Below are 18,687 nucleotides of genomic sequence, written 5' to 3'. Positions count from 1 at the left end.
GAATAAGGGACTCCGGGTTGTTTTCCCCTCTCACAAGGCGTTTCAGCGGCCACTGAAGCCGCCTTCTCTTCTTGGCGTTAAACCATCGGCCTATGGCCGATTGATAAAGCCCGCCAGGGCTTTATTGGCAAGGTCAGAACGCGCCCTCAAGGCGCGAGCTGCACCGCGCATGATGGATTATCTTTAGATAATCTTGGATGGATTTCCCAAACTGCCCGCAAAGCAGCGCACCGTCTGGGTTTTCCAAATTGGGACGGGGAACGTTACGACGGCAGAAGGGGAGCGTTACGACGGTAACAAGGGAACGTTACGACGGTAAACGGGTGCAGTTGCCGTGGGGCCAGGCCTCTTGATCTCCCATTTTCCCTTGGCGTATTCGTTCACTACCCAACCCACGGCGGCAAGTTCGGCCAGTGCCTTCCGGGCAGTCTGACGGCGTTTTTTCATAGCTTCGGCATTGGCTTCATCTGGCCAGACATAGCCGCAAAGCGTGTCCAGTTCCACGCGCCCGGATTTGCCGGGGTCGATCCAGCCGCATAGCCGTTGGTGCATCAGCCGTGCCGGATCAGTCTGTAGCACCCGCACTTCCGCCATGTCGATACGGGCATATGGACGATGCCCCAGGATCGCTTCGGCAATACGCGGATTCAGGGCAACCCATAGCCTGCCGTCCGTCTCGTCAAAAGCATGACTCATCAGGTGGAACGCGGCTTGCCGCCGTCCCTTCGTCACAAGGATGGTGACGTTCGACATGCGCAGCAGGCTGGCTTTGAGCGCCTTGATGTTGTCGCCGCTATCCGTCATGCCCGTTTCTGAGAGCAGTTTGGTCAGGCTCTCACGAACCACCAAGCCGTCTTGCTCAATGGCTTCGAAACGGGGTTCAAGGAATAGCCGTAGCTGTCGCCCCGTCTCACTGGTCGGTTCCGGGGTTAGCAAGATGCCGTTCGGGCCGCCAAGGGCCACGATGCCTTGCAAAAGACGCATATCATCGGCCCCGAGAGGTTCGAATCCGACGAAACGCATGGATTCGTCCTCGCCAAAGGTGTAGGTCACGTCCAGCTTGCAGCGTTTGCGATCGCCACGCTTGAGGCTGCGGAACAGGCCAGGTGCCAAACAGTGCGCGGGATCATGTCGGACGTGGGTCAGGTCATGCTTAGGCTTCTTCACGCTGTCTCCTTTTCACCTTGCACTGCCGCTCCAGTACAGCAGGCTTCAACACGCCGCCGTCGTGCCGTCTAAACCAGAGTTCTTGAAAAGGTGCGCCATAGTTGGCCTTGCTGACGCCAAAGCGGACAAAATACCCACGCTGACAATCATCGACCCCCAGTATCTCGGCCTCGCCTTGCGTCATGCCGGATAGGTACGATTGCCAACGGATGTTATCAACCAGTACGGACGATCCACGACTGGCCTGCTGTTGATCGCCCGACCCCATCATGGCTGCGCTTTTACTCGCGTGGTGCAGAAACACAATGGAGCAGCCTGTATCAGCGGCTATGGCCTCCATGTGCCCAACAACCTGCGCCATCGGCCCGCTAGCGTTCTCCTCCTCAATGTGGAAGCGCCGCAAAGTGTCCAAGATCATCAAGCGACGACCTTCAGCGGCTCGTTTGAGAGCATCGAACCAGCTAGCAGCCATGATGTTTGGGCATTTACCGATCAAGGGTTCAATGAGCAAACCATCAGCCACGGCTTGCCGTTCCGCTGCGCTGAGGTGTGCCCCAAGGGCGTGCAGACGATGGTGAATAGCGGCCGGTGGATCTTCAGCAGGCAGATAGACCACTTGCCCGGTGGGAAACTCGCCTATTTCAAGTAAATCAGGCCCGCCTGCAATCTGTGCAGCCAATTGAAGGGCCAACATGGATTTACCAGCCCCACCAGGCGACACAAGAGCACCAACAGTGCCAGCAACCATATTAGGCAGAACATAATCAATGGGTGGCGGCAATTCCGTGAAAGCCGCCATAAGATCAAGAGCCATATAACTAGCCCTCTATAGGGCCAGGTCGCGCAGCTTGATCACCCGATGATTTACGTGCCTCAATCCACTCTTCGACCTCTGACAAATCCCAGGCGACATTTCTACTGGTTAACGCGATACGGCGTGGAAAATCCCCTCGCTGCTCCAGGTTATAAATTGTTCGTGTCGAAAGCGGGATCATCTCCAGGAGCTTCTTCCTGTTGATGAGGGTCTTTATATTTTGCATGGGTCAATACCTCTCAAATGAATAGTTGCTATTCATCGAGTAGCTGCGCGAAGCAGCTAATCGGTAATTGACCTGCCCGATGCCAATGGCGGCCTTATTTATAAATTCACGGCATCAACTTCAATGCTATCAAAGATAGCAAAAACATCAACCCTTACTGCCTCCCGAAGTCCACTCATCAATCATATCGGCCCAATCCTGCAACATCGCCGCCCGCTGCTCGCGGTACTCAGCCTTGTTGTAGACAGCCCTCACGCCCTTCTGCTCGTGCGCCAGGCACTTCTCGATCCAGTCGGTGTTGTAGCCGGCCTCATGCAACAGCGTGCTGGCTGTGCGCCGCAAATCATGCGGTCCGAACTTGGTAAGTGACTTCCCATCTTTCTGCGCCGCCTTGTAAGTCAGCGTCAGCACCTGGTTAAGTGTGGCAGCGCTCATCGGCGCATCCGAGTCGTACCGTGATGGCAAAACGAAGTCGGAACCACCGGCAAAGGTTTTCATGGCAATGAAAATATCCAGAGCCTGCTGGGACAGAAATACCAGGTGCGGGTTACGGCGTTTCATCCGCTCCTTTGGAATCGTCCACAACGCTTCGCTGAAATTGATCTCGCTCCAGGTCGCATTGGTCAGCTCGCTCTTGCGCACCATCGTCAGCAATAACAGCTTGGCCGCCGCACGGTTTGTTGGGCTTGTGCCCACTCGCTCCATGTACTGGTACATCAGCCCAATTTCTTCTGGCGTCAACGCTCGGTCACGTGGCTCGAATCGAGCGATGCTTGTTGGGCGCACCAGTTCTGCCGGGTTTTCGACCTTCTGCCCACGCTCGATGGCCCAGCGAAATACCTGCAACACGATTTCACGCACATGAACGGCGGTGGCCGGTGCGCCTCGCTCAACAATGGCATCAGCCAGCGCCCGCAAGTCTTCGTGGGTGATCTCCACCAGCTTCTGATTGCTGAATTTCGGCTTCAGCTCACGCTCATAAACCGAGCGGCGCATATCGCGGGTGGAGTCGGCCATCTGGTAGCCACGCAGCCACTTCTCCGCCCAGGCACCGAACGTCTCTGCATCTTTCACCCGCGCCTTGTCTCGGGCTTTCTCCTTGGCCGGCGACTTGCCCGCCGCAACCATCTTCTTGGCGTCACCCAACAGCTCGCGGGCTTCGGCCAGGGTGATGCCACCGACACCATAACGCCCAAAGGTGATGGTCTCCTGCCGACCGTTGATTGAGTAGTTGTAACGGAACGAGATGGAGCCGGCTGGAGTCACTGCCACATAGAGACCTTCCCGGTCATTCACTTTGTAGAGTTTGTCCCTGGGCTTGAGATTGCGCAGCTTGGTATCGGTCAGCATGTACCTTGTCCTTCTTCGTCTCCGATACCATGCTGAAAAAATCTCGAATTTATCGTATTTTTTCTTACGAAACAGTAACTTATAGAATATTAATACCATGAACACACAAAAGAACGCAGCATGGTATCGGCATCAATCATGGCATCGCCAAACCATAATACCAGCTTTAATGCCATGCTCAAACGGTGCTTGGCGCTTCCTCCCGTTGCCAGATCGTGCCAAACACAAACAAAAAAAAGCCCGCAATTACGCGGGCTTAGCGGCATTTCATGCCATCAGGTGCCTGGCTGTGCCAGACGCGGAATCATTCCCACTCAATCGTAGCCGGAGGTTTACTCGACACATCATATACAACGCGATTAATACCGCGGACTTCGTTAATGATTCTCGAAGACACCTTGGCAAGCAATGGGTAAGGTAACGGAGCCCAATCCGCTGTCATGAAGTCAGTGGTCTGAACAGCACGTAATGCGACAACATAATCGTAGGTACGTCCATCACCCATCACGCCAACAGACTTGACAGGCAAGAAGACAGCAAAAGCTTGCGAGGTCAGGTCGTACCAGCTGAGATTGGATGCTTTATCGATATGGTTGTGAAGCTCTTCGATAAAAATCGCATCGGCGCGTCTAAGCAGGTCTGCGTACTCAGTTTTGACTTCGCCAAGGATACGCACACCAAGGCCGGGACCAGGGAATGGATGGCGATACACCATGCCATGCGGCAGACCAAGTGCGACACCGAGTTTACGCACTTCGTCCTTGAAAAGTTCGCGTAAGGGTTCGAGCAGCTTCAAGTTCAAGGTGTCTGGCAGACCGCCCACGTTATGGTGTGATTTGATTGCAACGGCCTTGCCGGTTTTAGCACCCGCAGATTCGATCACATCGGGATAAATCGTACCCTGAGCCAACCATTTGGCTTGCTTAAGTTTGCCCGATTCGGATTGGAATACTTCAACAAACTCTTTACCAATAATTTTACGTTTGGCTTCGGGATCAGTCACACCGGACAACTTGCCCATGAATTGCGAAGACGCATCGACGTGGATGATTTTGACACCCATGTTTTCTGCGAAGGTCTTCATGACTTGCTTGCCTTCATCCAGACGCAGCAAACCATGATCAACAAAAACACAGGTCAGTCGATCACCGATTGCCTTATGGATCAAGGCTGCAGCTACGGATGAATCAACACCTCCCGACAAACCGAGAATAACTTCATCATCGCCAACTTGCTCGCGAATACGCGCAACGGCTTCTTCGACATAATTAGGCATATTCCAGTCGCCAACGCAGCCGCAAATCTCGAGCACAAAGCGATTGAGCAAAGCCTGGCCCTGAACAGTATGCGTGACTTCAGGATGGAACTGCACAGCATAAAAACCGCGTGCCTCATCAGCCATACCTGCGATTGGACAGGAGTCGGTCGATGCCATCACTTTGAAGCCATCCGGCAGGCGCGTGACCTGATCGCCATGACTCATCCAAACTTTAAGCATGCCATGGCCTTCAGGCGTGCTGAAATCCTCAATGCCATTGAGTAATTTGGTATGGCCTCGTGCACGCACTTCGGCGTAACCGAATTCGCGATGATCAGCGTTGCTTACCTCACCGCCCAACTGCTGTGCCATGGCCTGCATGCCGTAGCAAATACCCAGAACCGGAACACCCAAATCAAACACTGCAGGAGGAACTTTCAGCGAATCTTCTTCATAGGCCGAAGCGTGGCTACCGGACAAAATAACGCCTTTGAGTCCCTGAGCCAATTGGCCACGAAGAAATTCGTCGGTCACATCACCTGGATGGAGTTCACAATAGACTCCAGCCTCACGCACGCGACGTGCGATCAATTGAGTAACCTGTGAGCCGTAGTCGAGAATCAGAATTCGCTGGTGCATAAGAGCCAAGCCTGTTTTAAAAAGCGACACCGGCGATCAAGCCGGTGTCAGTCAAATAGTTGAATATGAATCGGTACTTATTCAGCCCGATAGTTTGGTGCTTCCTTGGTGATCTGCACGTCGTGGACATGCGACTCTCGGAAACCGGCAGATGTGATCTGCACGAACTCCGGTTTTGTTCGCATTTCTTCAATTGTGGAGCAACCACAATATCCCATAGATGCACGCACACCGCCAACCAGTTGGTAAATAATCGCAAGCACGCTGCCCTTATATGGGACACGACCTTCGATACCTTCGGGAACCAGCTTGTCTGCATTGTTGGCCGGATCCTGGAAATAACGATCTGCTGAACCTTCGGCCATCGCTCCAAGACTACCCATGCCGCGATATGACTTATAAGAACGGCCCTGATACAGAACAACCTCGCCGGGAGCTTCTTCAGTACCTGCGAACATACCACCCATCATGACGGTCGATGCGCCTGCAGCTATAGCCTTGGCTACGTCACCGGAAAAACGTATACCGCCATCGGCGATCAATGGCACACCGGTGCCTTCCAAAGCGCGGGAAACATCAGAAATGGCCGTGATTTGCGGTACGCCCACACCAGCGACTACGCGTGTCGTGCATATCGAGCCCGGACCAATTCCGACCTTAACCGCGTCGGCACCGGCACTAAGCAACGCACGTGCCGCATCGCCAGTAGCGATATTGCCTCCAATCACTTCAACCTTGGGGTAATTGGTTTTCACCCAGCGGACGCGTTCTATCACACCGGCAGAATGGCCGTGAGCGGTATCGACGACAAGAACGTCCACACCGGCGGCAACGAGTTTTTCGACGCGCTCTTCGGTTCCTTCACCAACACCGACAGCGGCACCCACACGCAGCTGACCTTGTGCGTCTTTGCATGCTGCAGGATGCTCTGTGTTTTTAACAATATCCTTGACTGTAGCCAAACCGCGCAATTCGAAAGCGTCATTCACGATCAGCACGCGCTCAAGGCGATGCTTATGCATCAGAGTTTGAGCCTCGGACAGCGTCGCGCCTTCTTTCATCGTGATCAGACGGTCTTGAGGCGTCATGATGTTGCGGATGTATTCATCAAGACGCTCTTCAAAACGTAAATCGCGATTAGTGACGATACCGACAACTTTACCTCCCTGCACCACCGGCAAGCCGGAAATACCATGTTGTTTTTGCAACGCAATCGCATCGCGCACTTTCATGTCGGGAGTCAAGGTAATCGGATCCGTTACGATCCCGAATTCATGGCGTTTGACCTTGGCGACTTCGCGAGCCTGCTCATCAGCCGTTAGATTCTTGTGAATGATGCCGATGCCGCCTTCCTGAGCCATGGCAATCGCCAAACGGGCTTCAGTCACGGTATCCATTGCGGCGGATACGAGCGGAATATTGAGGGAAATGTTACGGGTCAGGCGAGTTGCCAAAGATGTGTCGCGCGGCAACACTTGGGAAAACGCAGGCACCAGCAAAACATCGTCGAAGGTGAGCGCAGTTTGGATTAAACGCATAAATAGCTCCTGGCGCAAAGCGTGATTATACGATGACCCGAGACGTTCTTAAGTGAATACCCTTGTAATATTGCACCTATTTTCGTATCAATTTTTAAATAATCAGAATTTAAACCACACTAAATAAATATGAGTCAAGAAAACACACTGGCCGCCTGGATAGAAGCGGAAGAAAAACAACTCAAAGCCATGCCCAATGGACGCCTTCCGGGATTTTTAAAAAGGGGGCAGGTCGCCGACAAATCCGGTCTTGAAGTAATGCAGTCCGTCATCCGTGGTGAATTACCAAACGGAAACATGGCAACCACCATGAACTACATGATCATGGAAGTCTCGCCCGGACATGCCGTCGTTCAAGGCAATCCACAGGAAAACGTTTTAAATGTGCAGGGGTTTGTGCATGGGGGCTGGTTTGCCACAATTATGGATGCTGCCGTGGGCAACGCCATTCATTCCATGTTGCCACCTGGCAAGGGGTATAGCACGCTTGATTTAAGTGTGAAAATGATTCGGGCACTTTCACCGAATGTTGGTCGTGTACGCGCGATCGGCAAAGCAGTTCAGGTCGGGCGTCAGATCGCAACGGCCGAGGGTCGGTTAATCGGACCGGATGGCAAACTGCACGCGATCGCCACAACGACGGCGATTATCGTTGATTTGCAGCACTCCTGAGCGCACCTGTTCATCCCCGCCACAATTAGAGGCGGGCATGAACGATTAATGCTCAACTGATCGATCAAACGACAGATATATCCATCAACCAATGGCTACACGGGCGTTCTGGAAGAAACGCATCCATGGGGAATACATGCCGCCCGGATCCGCCTGACCCCAACGTTGCGGTGCCCAGGACATCATGACGTTGCGTGTGACGCGTTCGGGATGAGGCATCAAGACCGTGAATCGACCATCGGCAGTCGTGACTGAGGTCAGTCCATTCGGACTTCCGTTCGGATTGAATGGATAAGCCTCGGTGGCTTGACCACGATTGTCGATATAGCGCAAAGCGCCCAAGACCTTGTCCGCATTACCCTGGCGTGCGAAGTTTGCAAAACCTTCACCATGGGCGACCGCGACTGGCATACGCGCACCGGACATGCCCTTGAAAAATAGCGATGGCGAATCCATCACCTCAACCATCGAAAAACGCGCCTCGTATTTTTCGGAAACGTTACGGGTAAAGCGTGGCCAGTTTTCAGCTCCGGGAATCATGCTAGCTAGAGCGGCCATCATCTGACATCCGTTGCACACGCCCAGACCAAACGTATCCTTGCGATTGAAATAAGCGGCGAACTGATCCGACAACTGCGTATTGAACAAAATGCTGCGCGCCCAACCTTCGCCCGCGCCAAGCGTATCGCCATAACTGAATCCACCGACAGCCACCAAGCCCTGGAACAGGGATAGATCGACATAACCGGATTGCAGATCGGTCATGTGCACATCCCAAGCCTCGAAGCCCGATTTATCGAATGCCCAGGCCATTTCAACCTGGCTGTTACACCCCTGCTCACGCAAAATCGCGACGCGGGGACGAGCGCCTTTGATGATAAACGGTGCAGCCACGTTCAACTGAGGGTCGTAACTAACGTTTGGAGACATCCCCGGGTCAGCTGCGTCGGCCCAGGCCGCAAACTCAGCCTGAGCACAAGCCGGGTTGTCGCGTAAGGATGCGATCCGATAACTCACATCGCTCCAGATTTGACCAAGATCGGCGCGCGGGCGACCCCAGATACGCTTGCCATCCCTAAAAAACTCAACCTCATCGGAACCGTTCAAGGAACCGATTACATGAGAATGCGTAGACAATCCGGCTGCGCGCAATACCTGCATGACTGCATCACGCTCAGATGAAGGCACCTGAATCACAGCCCCAGCCTCCTCGGCAAACAGAGCCTTGAGGGTCATCTCATTGCGCTGGACGGCAACCTGATCTGCACGAATCTTGTAATCGCCCCAGTCGGAAACATTGGCATCAATCGTCAACATGTCTATATTGACTGAGACGCCCGTATGACCGGCGAAGGCCATCTCGCAAATAGTTGCGAACAGGCCGCCGTCCGATCGATCGTGATAAGCCAGGATGACACCCGACTCCGCCAAGGCACGTATGGTGACAAAGAAAGTGCGCAAAGCCTCTGCATCATCAAGATCCGGCGTCTGCTCGCCAAGCTGGTTACACACCTGAGACAAAATCGAAGCACCCATGCGATGCTTGCCCTGCCCCAAATCAATCAGAATCAAACTGGTCGGTCCCACATCGGTACGCAGCTGCGGTGTCAGCGTGTTGCGCACGTCCTTGACAGGCGCAAAAGCGGAAACAATCAGCGATACCGGTGCAATGACCTTACGATTTTCGCCATCCTGGTTCCATGCTGTTTGCATGGATAGGGAGTCCTTGCCGACCGGGATTGACAAACCAACCTGCTGACACAACACACTGACTGCGGAAACGGTGTCGTACAGTGCGGCATCCTGACCGGGCGCACCACAGGCCGCCATCCAGTTGGCAGACAATTTGATGTCTTCGATACGGGCAACATCCGCAGCAGCCAGGTTTGTCAACGCCTCGGCTACCGCCATGCGTCCGGAAGCGGGTGCATCAATGACAGCAACTGGAGTACGCTCACCCATGGCCATGGCTTCGCCACGAACACCATCATGATCGGCCAGAGTCACCGCGCAATCAGCGACCGGGACCTGCCAGGGACCAACCATCTGATCACGACTTGAAAGTCCGCCCACTGTTCGGTCACCAATAGTGATCAAAAACGTTTTATTCGCAACGGTTGGATGTTGCAACACCCGCTCGGCAGCATCATCCAAGGTAATAACAGTCAAATCCAAAGGCTCGGCAACGCCAGGCAAGCGCTTGACATCGCGAGTCATACGGGGCGGTTTACCCAGAATGACATCGATCGGCACATCGACCGGACGCAATGCCTGAGGGGGGCTGACGGGATCGATTCCAGGCAAACCTTCGCCATTCAATACGCGCAACTGTCGCTCTTCTGTTGCAACGCCAATCACTGCGAATGGGCAACGCTCGCGGTCGGCAATTTCTTTGAATCGTTCAAGATCTTGGGGCAAAACAGAAAGAACATAACGCTCTTGCGACTCGTTACTCCAGATCTCGGCCGGTGACATGCCCGACTCTTCCAGATGAACACGCTTAAGTTCAAAAGTAGCGCCTCGTCCGGCATCATTAACCAATTCAGGAAAAGCGTTGGATAAGCCACCTGCACCTACATCGTGAATGGCAATGATCGGATTGTTTTGGCCTTGTTGCCAACAACGATCGATCACCTCTTGAGCACGGCGCTCGATTTCTGGATTGCCGCGCTGAACGGAATCAAAATCCAGCGCCGCCGTATTAGTACCCACAGCCATGCTGGATGCGGCACTGCCACCCATGCCAATACGTAACCCGGGACCACCAAGTTGGATCAGTAACGCACCGGGAGTGATTTCATTCTTTTTGGTCAGACCCGCATCAATGCTGCCCAAACCACCGGCAATCATGATTGGCTTGTGATAGCCCCACCGGACATCCCCAGCAGTCTGTTCATAAGACCGGAAGTAACCCAGCAAATTCGGACGACCAAACTCATTATTGAATGCTGCGGCACCCAGGGGTCCATCGATCATGATCGACAATGGCGACGCGATACGATCCGGCGCGCCATGATGATCGGCTTCCCATGGACGCTTTGCGTCATCCAGCAGCAGATGCGAAACTGTAAAACCAGCCAAACCCGCTTTGGGTTTTGAGCCGCGTCCGGTTGCGCCCTCGTCCCTGATCTCGCCACCCGCACCGGTCGACGCACCTTCGAAAGGTGCAATTGCGGTCGGATGATTATGGGTCTCGACCTTCATGATGGTGTGAACCAACTGATCATGCAAGGCATAAACAGGCGCAACCTCGTTAGTCGGGATTGCCGGATAGAAACGCTTGGCCTGTCCACCTTCCATAATGGCGGAATTATCCGAGTAAGCGACAACCGTGCCCAAGGGCTGGGCGGCGTGTGTTTCGCGGATCATGCCAAACAGGGTCTTGGTGGTGGGCTGACCATCAATCACCCATTGGGCATTGAAAATTTTGTGACGACAATGCTCGCTGTTAGCCTGAGCAAACATCATCAACTCGACATCGGTCGGATTTCGGCCTAACTCAGTGAAAGACGTCGTCAAATAATCGATTTCATCCTCAGAAAGCGCAAGACCAAGCGTAGTATTCGCTTCAAGTAAAGCAGCCTTACCCTTCTCGATGACCGGTACAGTTTGCATGGGTTTACCGGGCAACGAGTCGAAAAGCGCTTGAGGATCGAATCGATTATCCACAACCGTTTCGGTCATCCGATCATGCAGGCAAGACGCAGCCTTGGCCAACATTTCGGAATCGATCGTCTTGGTCTTAAGCCAACTGCGCTCAGGAATCAAAACATAACGAATACCGCGCTCAATACGTCTGACAGTGAAAAAACCGCAATTATGGGCAATATCTGTCGCCTTGCTTGCCCAGGCGGAAATCGTCCCAAGACGGGGGATAACAGTTAATTCAACTGCTCCCGATGCATTTTCAGGAGCAACATACGGATTGCCATAGTCAAGCAACTGCTTTAAACGCAACTCAGTCGCACTGTCGGGAGCCTCATCACACCAGACAAAATGCTCGTATCTGGCCGTAACGGAGGCAATGGGTAAACCCAGCGCCTTCATGCGGGCCAAGAGGCGTTCTTGGCGAAAGATTGACAATACTGACGAGCCGGGGATGTGCAGGATATAAGACACAGTGGTGATCGCGTGGCAGCTGATAGGGGAAAACACGCATTTTAGCCTCCAATGGGGCTAAACAGGGCAGAAGTTCCAGGGATCGTTGCTATGATACGAATGGAAACAATTTTAGGGAGACACCCGATGTCCATTTCAAGACGCAATCTGCTGGCTGGTGCCGGCGCCGGCATGATCGCCATGGCTTCCCCTCTGCGCAGTGCTTGGGCTCAGTCCAAGGCCGAGTTTTCGTACAAATATGCGAATAACCTTCCAGTCACCCATCCGATGAACATCCGGGCTAAAGAAATGGCGGACGCCATTCTGGCCGAAACATCGGGTCGAGTAGAAATCCGCATCTTCCCAAGCAGCCAGCTTGGATCGGATACGGATATGCTCAGCCAGGTTCGTAGCGGTGGTGTCGAATTCTTCACTTTGTCTCCCCTGATTCTGGCAACTCTAGTCAAAGGCGCTTCGATCTCGGGCATCGGTTTTGCCTTCGAAAATTACGACGCGGTCTGGAAGGCCATGGATGGCGACTTGGGCGCGCACGTTCGCAAAGAAATCGCCAAGGTCAACCTGATTGCTATGGATAAGATCTGGGACAACGGTTTCCGCCAGATCACATCGTCCACCAAGCCAATTCAGACGGCTGAGGACTTGAAAGGCTTCAAGATCCGCGTTCCGGTGTCGCCGCTGTGGACATCCATGTTTAAGGCTTTTGACTCTGCGCCCGCATCGATCAACTTCAACGAGGTTTACAGTGCCTTGCAGACCAAGGTCGTGGACGGACAGGAAAATCCCCTGGCTATTATCGATACGGCCAAACTGAATGAAGTTCAGAAATACTGTTCCATCACGAATCACATGTGGGATGGATTCTGGTTCCTGGCCAACCGTCGCGCCTGGGAAAAGCTGCCTGAAAACCTGCGCACGATCGTCGCCAAAAACATCAATGCCGCCGGTTTGAAAGAGCGCGCCGATGTTGCTGCAATGAACGCTGGCTTGCAAAAAGGTCTGACAGATAAGGGCATGATTTTCAATACGACCAAGCCTGATTCCTTCCGTGACCGTCTACGCGCAGGCGGTTTCTATAAAGAATGGAAAGCCAATCTGGGTGACGAAGCATGGGCACTGCTTGAGCGTTATAGCGGCAAGCTGGCTTAAGTTTTTCCAAGTCTATTGCGGTAAACGAACCGTTACTCCGCGAATAAGACAAAGATGGCTTATTGAAAAATCCGGATGTTCGACGATCGATCATCCGGAATTTCTTTTTAGATCCAAAGTAATTCCAAAGGTAAAAAATGAGTACTGACATCGATCAATCCAGCACGGCTGCAGAGGAAACTGCCCCCAGAAGTGCTCTGGTGACCACGCTCATTAAACCGCTCGAAGTCGTGAGTGCCGTACTATTGACGGTCATTGTGGTGATGTTGCTAGTCGGTGTCGTATCGCGGTATGTATTTTCGATCCCGATCGTCTGGATCGATGAGGTGGTTTCGATTTCATTCTTGTGGCTTGCCATGCTTGGCACTGCCATCGCCATGCATCGCAATGAGCACTTGCGACTGACCTTGTTTCTACAAATGATGCCGGAGCGTATCAGGGGCTTTGTTCATGCTGTTGCGCTTGTCTCGATCGCCGCGTTTTTGATCGCGTTGATTCATCCGGCAATTGAATATGCGCAGGAAGAATGGTTTGTGACGTCCCCTGCCCTGAATATTCCGAATTCATTCAGAGTGTCTGCCCTGGCTTTCGGTATCCTCGCTATGCTTGGTGTGTTGATGACCTATGCTGCACAAACTGTATCGCGTGCCAATTTAATCGGGGCGATTGGTCTTGTAGTTGTTCTGGCCGCCCTGTGCTGGACATTTTCAGCTCAATTGACACAAATTGGTCTCTACAACACTTTATTGTTTCTGGTAGTTCTCGTTGCACTCTGTTTGGTGGCCGGAGTACCAATAGCATTTTGCTTCGGACTAGGCGCACTGAGTTACTTGGCCTTTTCAACTACCGTACCTTTGATGGTGATCATCGGCCGTATGGATGAAGGCATGTCAAGCCTGATTCTGGTTTCTGTTCCAATCTTTGTGTTGCTGGGCTGCGTGCTGGATGCGACAGGCATGGGTAAGGCGATTGTCGATTTTCTGGCATCTTTGCTTGGCCACATCAAGGCAGGCATGTCTTATGTGTTGCTGGGTTCGCTCTTCATTGTGTCGGGCATATCGGGATCAAAAGTATCGGATATGGCCACTATCGCTCCGGCGTTGTTTCCCGAAATGAAACGACGCGGACATCAGCCCAAAGAAATGATTGCCCTGCTCGCAACGGGTGCCGCCATGGCTGACACAGTGCCACCGAGCATCGTTCTGATTGTCCTGGGATCGGTGGCTGGAGTATCGATTGCCGGATTATTCCAAAGCGGAGTCGTGATTGCCGGCGTTTTACTGCTAGCGCTTGTGGCGCTTGCCCGCTGGAAGGCTCGTCACGAAAAAATGGAAAACGTTAAACGAGCCGGTTTCGCAATCATCTGGAAGGCGCTACTGATTGCCGGTCCTGCTCTGGTATTACCCTTTTTGATCCGAAGCGCTGTGGGTGGAGGCGTGGCGACAGCGACCGAAGTATCTACAATTGCAGTGCTATACGCCATGATCATCGGACAGGTGCTATACGGTGGAATTGGATGGCGCAAGGTTTACGGCATGCTGGTCGAAACAGCCGCTTTAAGTGGCGCTATTTTGTTGATTTTGGGCACGGCATCCGCCATGGCCTGGGCGATCACGCAAAGTGGGGTTGTCCAGAGTCTGTCGCAATTCTTGACCACGCTGCCTGGTGGTGTTGCCGCATTTATGGCGGTGACGATTCTGGTCTTCTTAATCTTAGGATGCCTGCTTGAAGGCCTCCCGGCTATTTTGATTCTGGCACCAATCATGTTCCCGATCGCTAAAAAGCTCGGCATACACGACATCCATTATTCGATGGTGGTGGTAACTGCCATGAACATCGGACTGATGATGCCGCCTATCGGCGTAGGATTCTATGTCGCATGTCGCATCGGTGATGAATCACCCGACAAGGTGATGGCCGCTATATGGCCTTACATCATCGCGCTCATCATCGGGTTGATCGCAATTGCCGCCGTACCCTGGTTTTCGACTGTCGCGCTTTAATAGGATTTTTAAATCAGCAGGCTAAAGCCTCAATGCCTTTCTTTTCAATAATCTGTAGCAATTTGGCCGCTGATCCACTGGGATGTTTACCTGAGGCAGGTGACTCCCACTTTTGAACAGTTGATGGCCTAACATTCAGAAATCCCGCAAAAACTGTCTGACTCATTTTCGCTTTTTTCAAGCGAATCTGAGCTACGCGTTCTGGCGAATAAACTGGTGGTGGTTCACAGAGAGTCTTAATTCTGCTGAAGTCCTGAGCTGAAAGCACTTCATGCTTACTGAGCAAAAGTGCCATTTCTAACATTTCAGACGAAACACGATCCGTATTCTTAGCAGTCATGACATATTTCCTGTGCGGCCAGACAAAGCTGAGGGTCTGAAAGAATCTTCTTAGCCCATCGAGCAAAAGTTTTCAGCTTAAATACTCTTTTTTTCATACTAAGAATAAATCAAACTATAGCACAAAGTGCTATAGTTTTTAAACTGCGACTAAAAATTAGTTACTTCTTTTTGACCGGCGGCAAATCAGTGCAGTGTCCTTCAGCAGCTTCAGCCGCCAGACCAACTGATTCGCCAAGTGTAGGATGCGGATGAATCGTTTTGCCGATATCGACCGTATCTGCACCCATTTCAATAGCTAAAGCCACTTCGCTGATCAAATCACCGGCATGAGTGCCGACGATACCGCCGCCAAGGATTTTATGAGTCGAGGCATCGAATAGAAGCTTGGTGAAGCCTTCATCTCGACCATTGGCTATCGCACGACCCGAAGCTGCCCAGGGGAACATCCCTTTGGTAATCTGGATTCCCTGTTTTTTCGCTTCGTCCTCAGTCAAGCCTACCCATGCAACTTCAGGATCCGTATAGGCAACTGAAGGAATCACCCGGGCGTCGAAGAAGCTCTTTTGACCAGCCGCGGCCTCTGCAGCGACATGTCCTTCGTGAACGGCCTTATGAGCCAGCATTGGTTGACCGACAATATCTCCGATCGCGAAAATATGAGGCACATTAGTCCGCATCTGTCGATCGACTTCGATAAAGCCGCGCTCGGTAACGGCTATACCGGCCAAATCGGCACCGATCTTTTTACCGTTTGGAGTGCGGCCAACCGCTTGGAGAACCAGATCGTAACGCTGCGCCTCGGCAGGCGCACCCGCACCTTCGAACTTGACGTAAATACCGTCCTTTTTCGCTTCTGCCGAAACGGTTTTAGTGTTCAGCATCAAGTTATCAAAGCGATGCGCGTTTTTCTTTTGCCAAACTTTAACCAAATCACGATCCGCGCCTTGCATCAGTCCATCCTGCATTTCGACCACATCCAGACGCGCCCCCAGGGCTGAATACACTGTACCCATTTCCAGGCCGATAATGCCGCCGCCAACGATCAACATTCTTTTCGGGATACTCTTCAAAAGCAACGCACCGGTCGAATCGACCACGCGGTCATCCTCAGGCATGAATGGCAATTTGACCGACTGACTACCCGCAGCAATGATGGCTTGGGCAAACTCTACAGTTTGCGAACCCGCATCGGATTTGATCGTAATGTGGTTACCCGTCGCGAAGGTGCCAACGCCTTGAATAACGGTGACTTTGCGTGCTTTGGCCATGCCTGCCAAACCACCTGTCAGTTTACCGATGACCCCATCCTTGAACGCACGCAACTTATCGAGATCGATTTTCGGCTTTCCGAATGAAATACCATGATCCGCCAGCGATTGAGCTTCTTCAAGCACAGCAGCCGTATGCAGCAACGCCTTAGATGGAATACATCCTACGTTCAGGCAAACACCTCCCAACGTAGAATACCGCTCGATCAATGCGACATTCATACCCAGATCAGCGGCGCGAAATGCCGCCGAATATCCGCCCGGCCCCGCACCCAGAACAACCAGATCAAATTTGGCATCGACTTTGCCTGAATAAGTGGCCATTGCACGTGCTGGCGCAGCTGCAGGTGCCTGAGGTGCAGAGGCACTTGGGGCGACGGCAGTCGGTGAGGACACTGGCGGTGCGGATGAGGGAGTGCCTGAAGATGCGGCTGTAGTGGTTGCGGCAGATGCGGCAGTTGCGGCAGTCGAGGCAACCGCAGATCCAGCGCTGGCGTCGATCGCTTCGATCTTGGCGATTACAGACCCCTGCTTGATCTTGTCTCCCAGTTTGACCGACAACGCCTTGATCACCCCGGCAGAGGGCGACGGGATTTCCATCGAAGCCTTGTCCGACTCGACAGTAATCAAACTTTGCTCGGCGCGCACAGTATCGCCAACGGCGACCAAAACCTCGATCACTTCAACCGAATCGAAGTCGCCAATATCAGGGACTTGAATATCTACGAGTTTGCTCATGCGTATTCCTTATCCCTTAAAGTGCAATGCGACGAAAATCAGCCAGAAGACTAGCCAGATATACGTTGAAACGGGCTGCGGCTGCACCATCAATGACGCGATGATCATAAGACAAAGACAGTGGCAAAGTCAGTTGCGGAACAAATTGCTTGCCGTCCCAAACCGGTTTCATGAATGAACGCGACACACCCAGGATCGCCAGTTCGGGAGCGTTGATGATTGGAGTGAAGTTTGTTCCGCCAATACCGCCGAGAGACGAAATAGAGAAGCATCCGCCTTGCATCTCGGCCGGAGACAGCTTGCCGTCACGCGCCTTTTTGGCAAGTTCGCCGGTTTCGACGGCCAGTTCGAATATCCCTTTCTTATCAGCGTCTCTGATAACAGGTACCACCAAACCATTAGGCGTATCGGCTGCAAAACCGATGTGATAATACTGCTTGAGAACAAGGTTATCGCCATCCAGTGAGGCATTGAACTCGGGGAATTTTTTCAATGCAGCTACACACGCCTTGATCAGAAAAGCAAGCATCGTGACTTTAATGCCCGACTTTTCATTCTCTTTATTCAAAGTCACGCGCAAAGCTTCCAGATCAGTGATATCCGCTTCGTCATTGTTGGTGACATGAGGAATCATGACCCAATTGCGATGCAAATTAGCACCGGAGATTTTTTTGATTCGCGACAGAGGCTTGGGAGTCACCGGACCAAATTTAGTGAAATCGACCTTGGGCCATGCAAGCAGGTCAAGGCCCCCGCCAACACTCGCGCCCGTTGCCGCAGAAGGCACGCCGCCAGCCAAAGCCTGTTTGACAAAGTTTTGTACATCTTCCTGAACAATGCGATTTTTAGGACCGGTACCGGTGACTAATGTCAGGTCGACACCTAGTTCTCGCGCAAACTTGCGAACCGAAGGAGAAGCATGCGGCATCCCTGCAGTGGATACCGGTACTTCAAGCTTGCCGGCGGTCGGAGTTGCAGCGGATGCTGAGGCCGCATAATTAGCCACCGAAGCCGGAGCAGCGGCCGGAGCTGTTGAAATAGAAGTTGCAGATGAAGGAGCCGATTCTGCTGAAACTACGGGTGTAGAAGATGCAGCAGGCGCAGAAGGTGCGACAGATGCGGGCGCAGCGGCAGAATCAACGGCAGTGCCGGATGATGCGGCATCGACATGAATCACCACACTACCCTGTTTAACCTTATCGCCAAGTTTCACATCGACAGACTTCACTACGCCGCTGTGAGACGAAGGTATTTCCATCGACGCCTTATCCGACTCGACAGTGATCAGACTTTGTTCAGCCTTGACGGTATCGCCAACTTTAACCAGTATCTCGATCACTTCAACTGCGTCAAAGCCGCCAATATCGGGAACGGTAATCGCAATAATGTTGCTCATGTTTTGTCTCT

The 18,687-nt window shown here is 52.7% G+C and carries 13 protein-coding genes; 3 read left to right on the top strand and 10 right to left on the bottom strand.

Annotated features, from left to right (window positions below; all coding sequences use genetic code 11):
* Positions 1-285: 285 nt before the first annotated feature.
* The 6 genes from repC to guaB form a co-directional block, all read right to left on the bottom strand.
* The gene (gene repC, locus G3I67_RS01030) at positions 286-1,167 is read right to left on the bottom strand and encodes a replication protein C, IncQ-type (protein ID WP_000743064.1); all 882 of its coding nucleotides are present in this window, start codon (positions 1,165-1,167) and stop codon (positions 286-288) included.
* Entirely contained in the window at positions 1,154-1,981 is an 828-nt protein-coding gene (locus G3I67_RS01025) for a helicase RepA family protein (protein ID WP_001162384.1), read from the bottom strand. The genes repC and G3I67_RS01025 overlap by 14 nt, the downstream gene beginning before the upstream one ends.
* Before the next feature lie 4 nt (positions 1,982-1,985).
* On the bottom strand, positions 1,986-2,207 hold the full coding sequence (locus G3I67_RS01020; RefSeq protein WP_001179606.1) for a helix-turn-helix transcriptional regulator: 222 nt from the start codon (positions 2,205-2,207) through the stop codon (positions 1,986-1,988).
* A 147-nt stretch (positions 2,208-2,354) separates the two neighbouring features.
* Positions 2,355-3,557 carry a tyrosine-type recombinase/integrase gene (locus tag G3I67_RS01015; RefSeq protein ID WP_000954590.1) on the bottom strand — a complete coding sequence of 401 codons (1,203 nt, stop codon included), beginning with the start codon at positions 3,555-3,557 and terminating at the stop codon, positions 2,355-2,357.
* A 304-nt stretch (positions 3,558-3,861) separates the two neighbouring features.
* On the bottom strand, positions 3,862-5,454 hold the full coding sequence (guaA, locus tag G3I67_RS01010) for a glutamine-hydrolyzing GMP synthase (protein WP_163651122.1): 1,593 nt from the start codon (positions 5,452-5,454) through the stop codon (positions 3,862-3,864).
* 77 nt (positions 5,455-5,531) lie between these two features.
* Positions 5,532-6,992 carry an IMP dehydrogenase gene (gene guaB / locus G3I67_RS01005; protein WP_163651121.1) on the bottom strand — a complete coding sequence of 487 codons (1,461 nt, stop codon included), beginning with the start codon at positions 6,990-6,992 and terminating at the stop codon, positions 5,532-5,534.
* Positions 6,993-7,121: 129 nt separating this feature from the next.
* On the opposite strand from guaB, the gene G3I67_RS01000 reads away from it, so the two are divergent.
* Positions 7,122-7,664, top strand: a complete 543-nt coding sequence (locus G3I67_RS01000) for a PaaI family thioesterase (protein WP_163651120.1) — start codon at positions 7,122-7,124, stop codon at positions 7,662-7,664.
* A gap of 84 nt (positions 7,665-7,748) precedes the next feature.
* Here G3I67_RS01000 and purL read toward each other — a convergent pair whose 3' ends face one another.
* Complete coding sequence (gene purL, locus G3I67_RS00995) at positions 7,749-11,783, bottom strand: phosphoribosylformylglycinamidine synthase (RefSeq protein ID WP_163651420.1); 4,035 nt, start codon at positions 11,781-11,783, stop codon at positions 7,749-7,751.
* 126 nt (positions 11,784-11,909) lie between these two features.
* On the opposite strand from purL, the gene G3I67_RS00990 reads away from it, so the two are divergent.
* Together G3I67_RS00990 and G3I67_RS00985 are read left to right on the top strand one after the other, a co-directional pair.
* Positions 11,910-12,929 (top strand): TRAP transporter substrate-binding protein, encoded by a 1,020-nt coding sequence (locus G3I67_RS00990; protein ID WP_163651119.1) that lies wholly within the window; start codon positions 11,910-11,912, stop codon positions 12,927-12,929.
* Between the two features lie 137 nt (positions 12,930-13,066).
* Positions 13,067-14,932, top strand: coding sequence for a TRAP transporter large permease (locus tag G3I67_RS00985; protein WP_163651118.1), 1,866 nt, complete (start codon positions 13,067-13,069; stop codon positions 14,930-14,932).
* 13 nt (positions 14,933-14,945) lie between these two features.
* On the opposite strand, the gene G3I67_RS00980 is transcribed toward G3I67_RS00985, so the two are convergent.
* From G3I67_RS00980 to aceF, 3 genes are all read right to left on the bottom strand, one after another.
* Positions 14,946-15,272 carry a helix-turn-helix domain-containing protein gene (locus tag G3I67_RS00980; protein WP_235931593.1) on the bottom strand — a complete coding sequence of 109 codons (327 nt, stop codon included), beginning with the start codon at positions 15,270-15,272 and terminating at the stop codon, positions 14,946-14,948.
* 160 nt (positions 15,273-15,432) lie between these two features.
* Entirely contained in the window at positions 15,433-17,280 is a 1,848-nt protein-coding gene (lpdA, locus tag G3I67_RS00975; RefSeq protein ID WP_163651117.1) for a dihydrolipoyl dehydrogenase, read from the bottom strand.
* Between the two features lie 16 nt (positions 17,281-17,296).
* Positions 17,297-18,676: a dihydrolipoyllysine-residue acetyltransferase gene (aceF, locus tag G3I67_RS00970; protein WP_163651116.1), complete on the bottom strand. Its 1,380-nt coding sequence runs from the start codon at positions 18,674-18,676 to the stop codon at positions 17,297-17,299.
* Positions 18,677-18,687: the final 11 nt, after the last annotated feature.

Source organism: Sheuella amnicola, assembly GCF_010499255.1.
In the GTDB taxonomy this organism is placed as follows: Bacteria; Pseudomonadota; Gammaproteobacteria; order Burkholderiales; family Burkholderiaceae_B; genus Zwartia; species Zwartia amnicola.
This window is presented reverse-complemented; position numbering and strand designations above follow the sequence as displayed.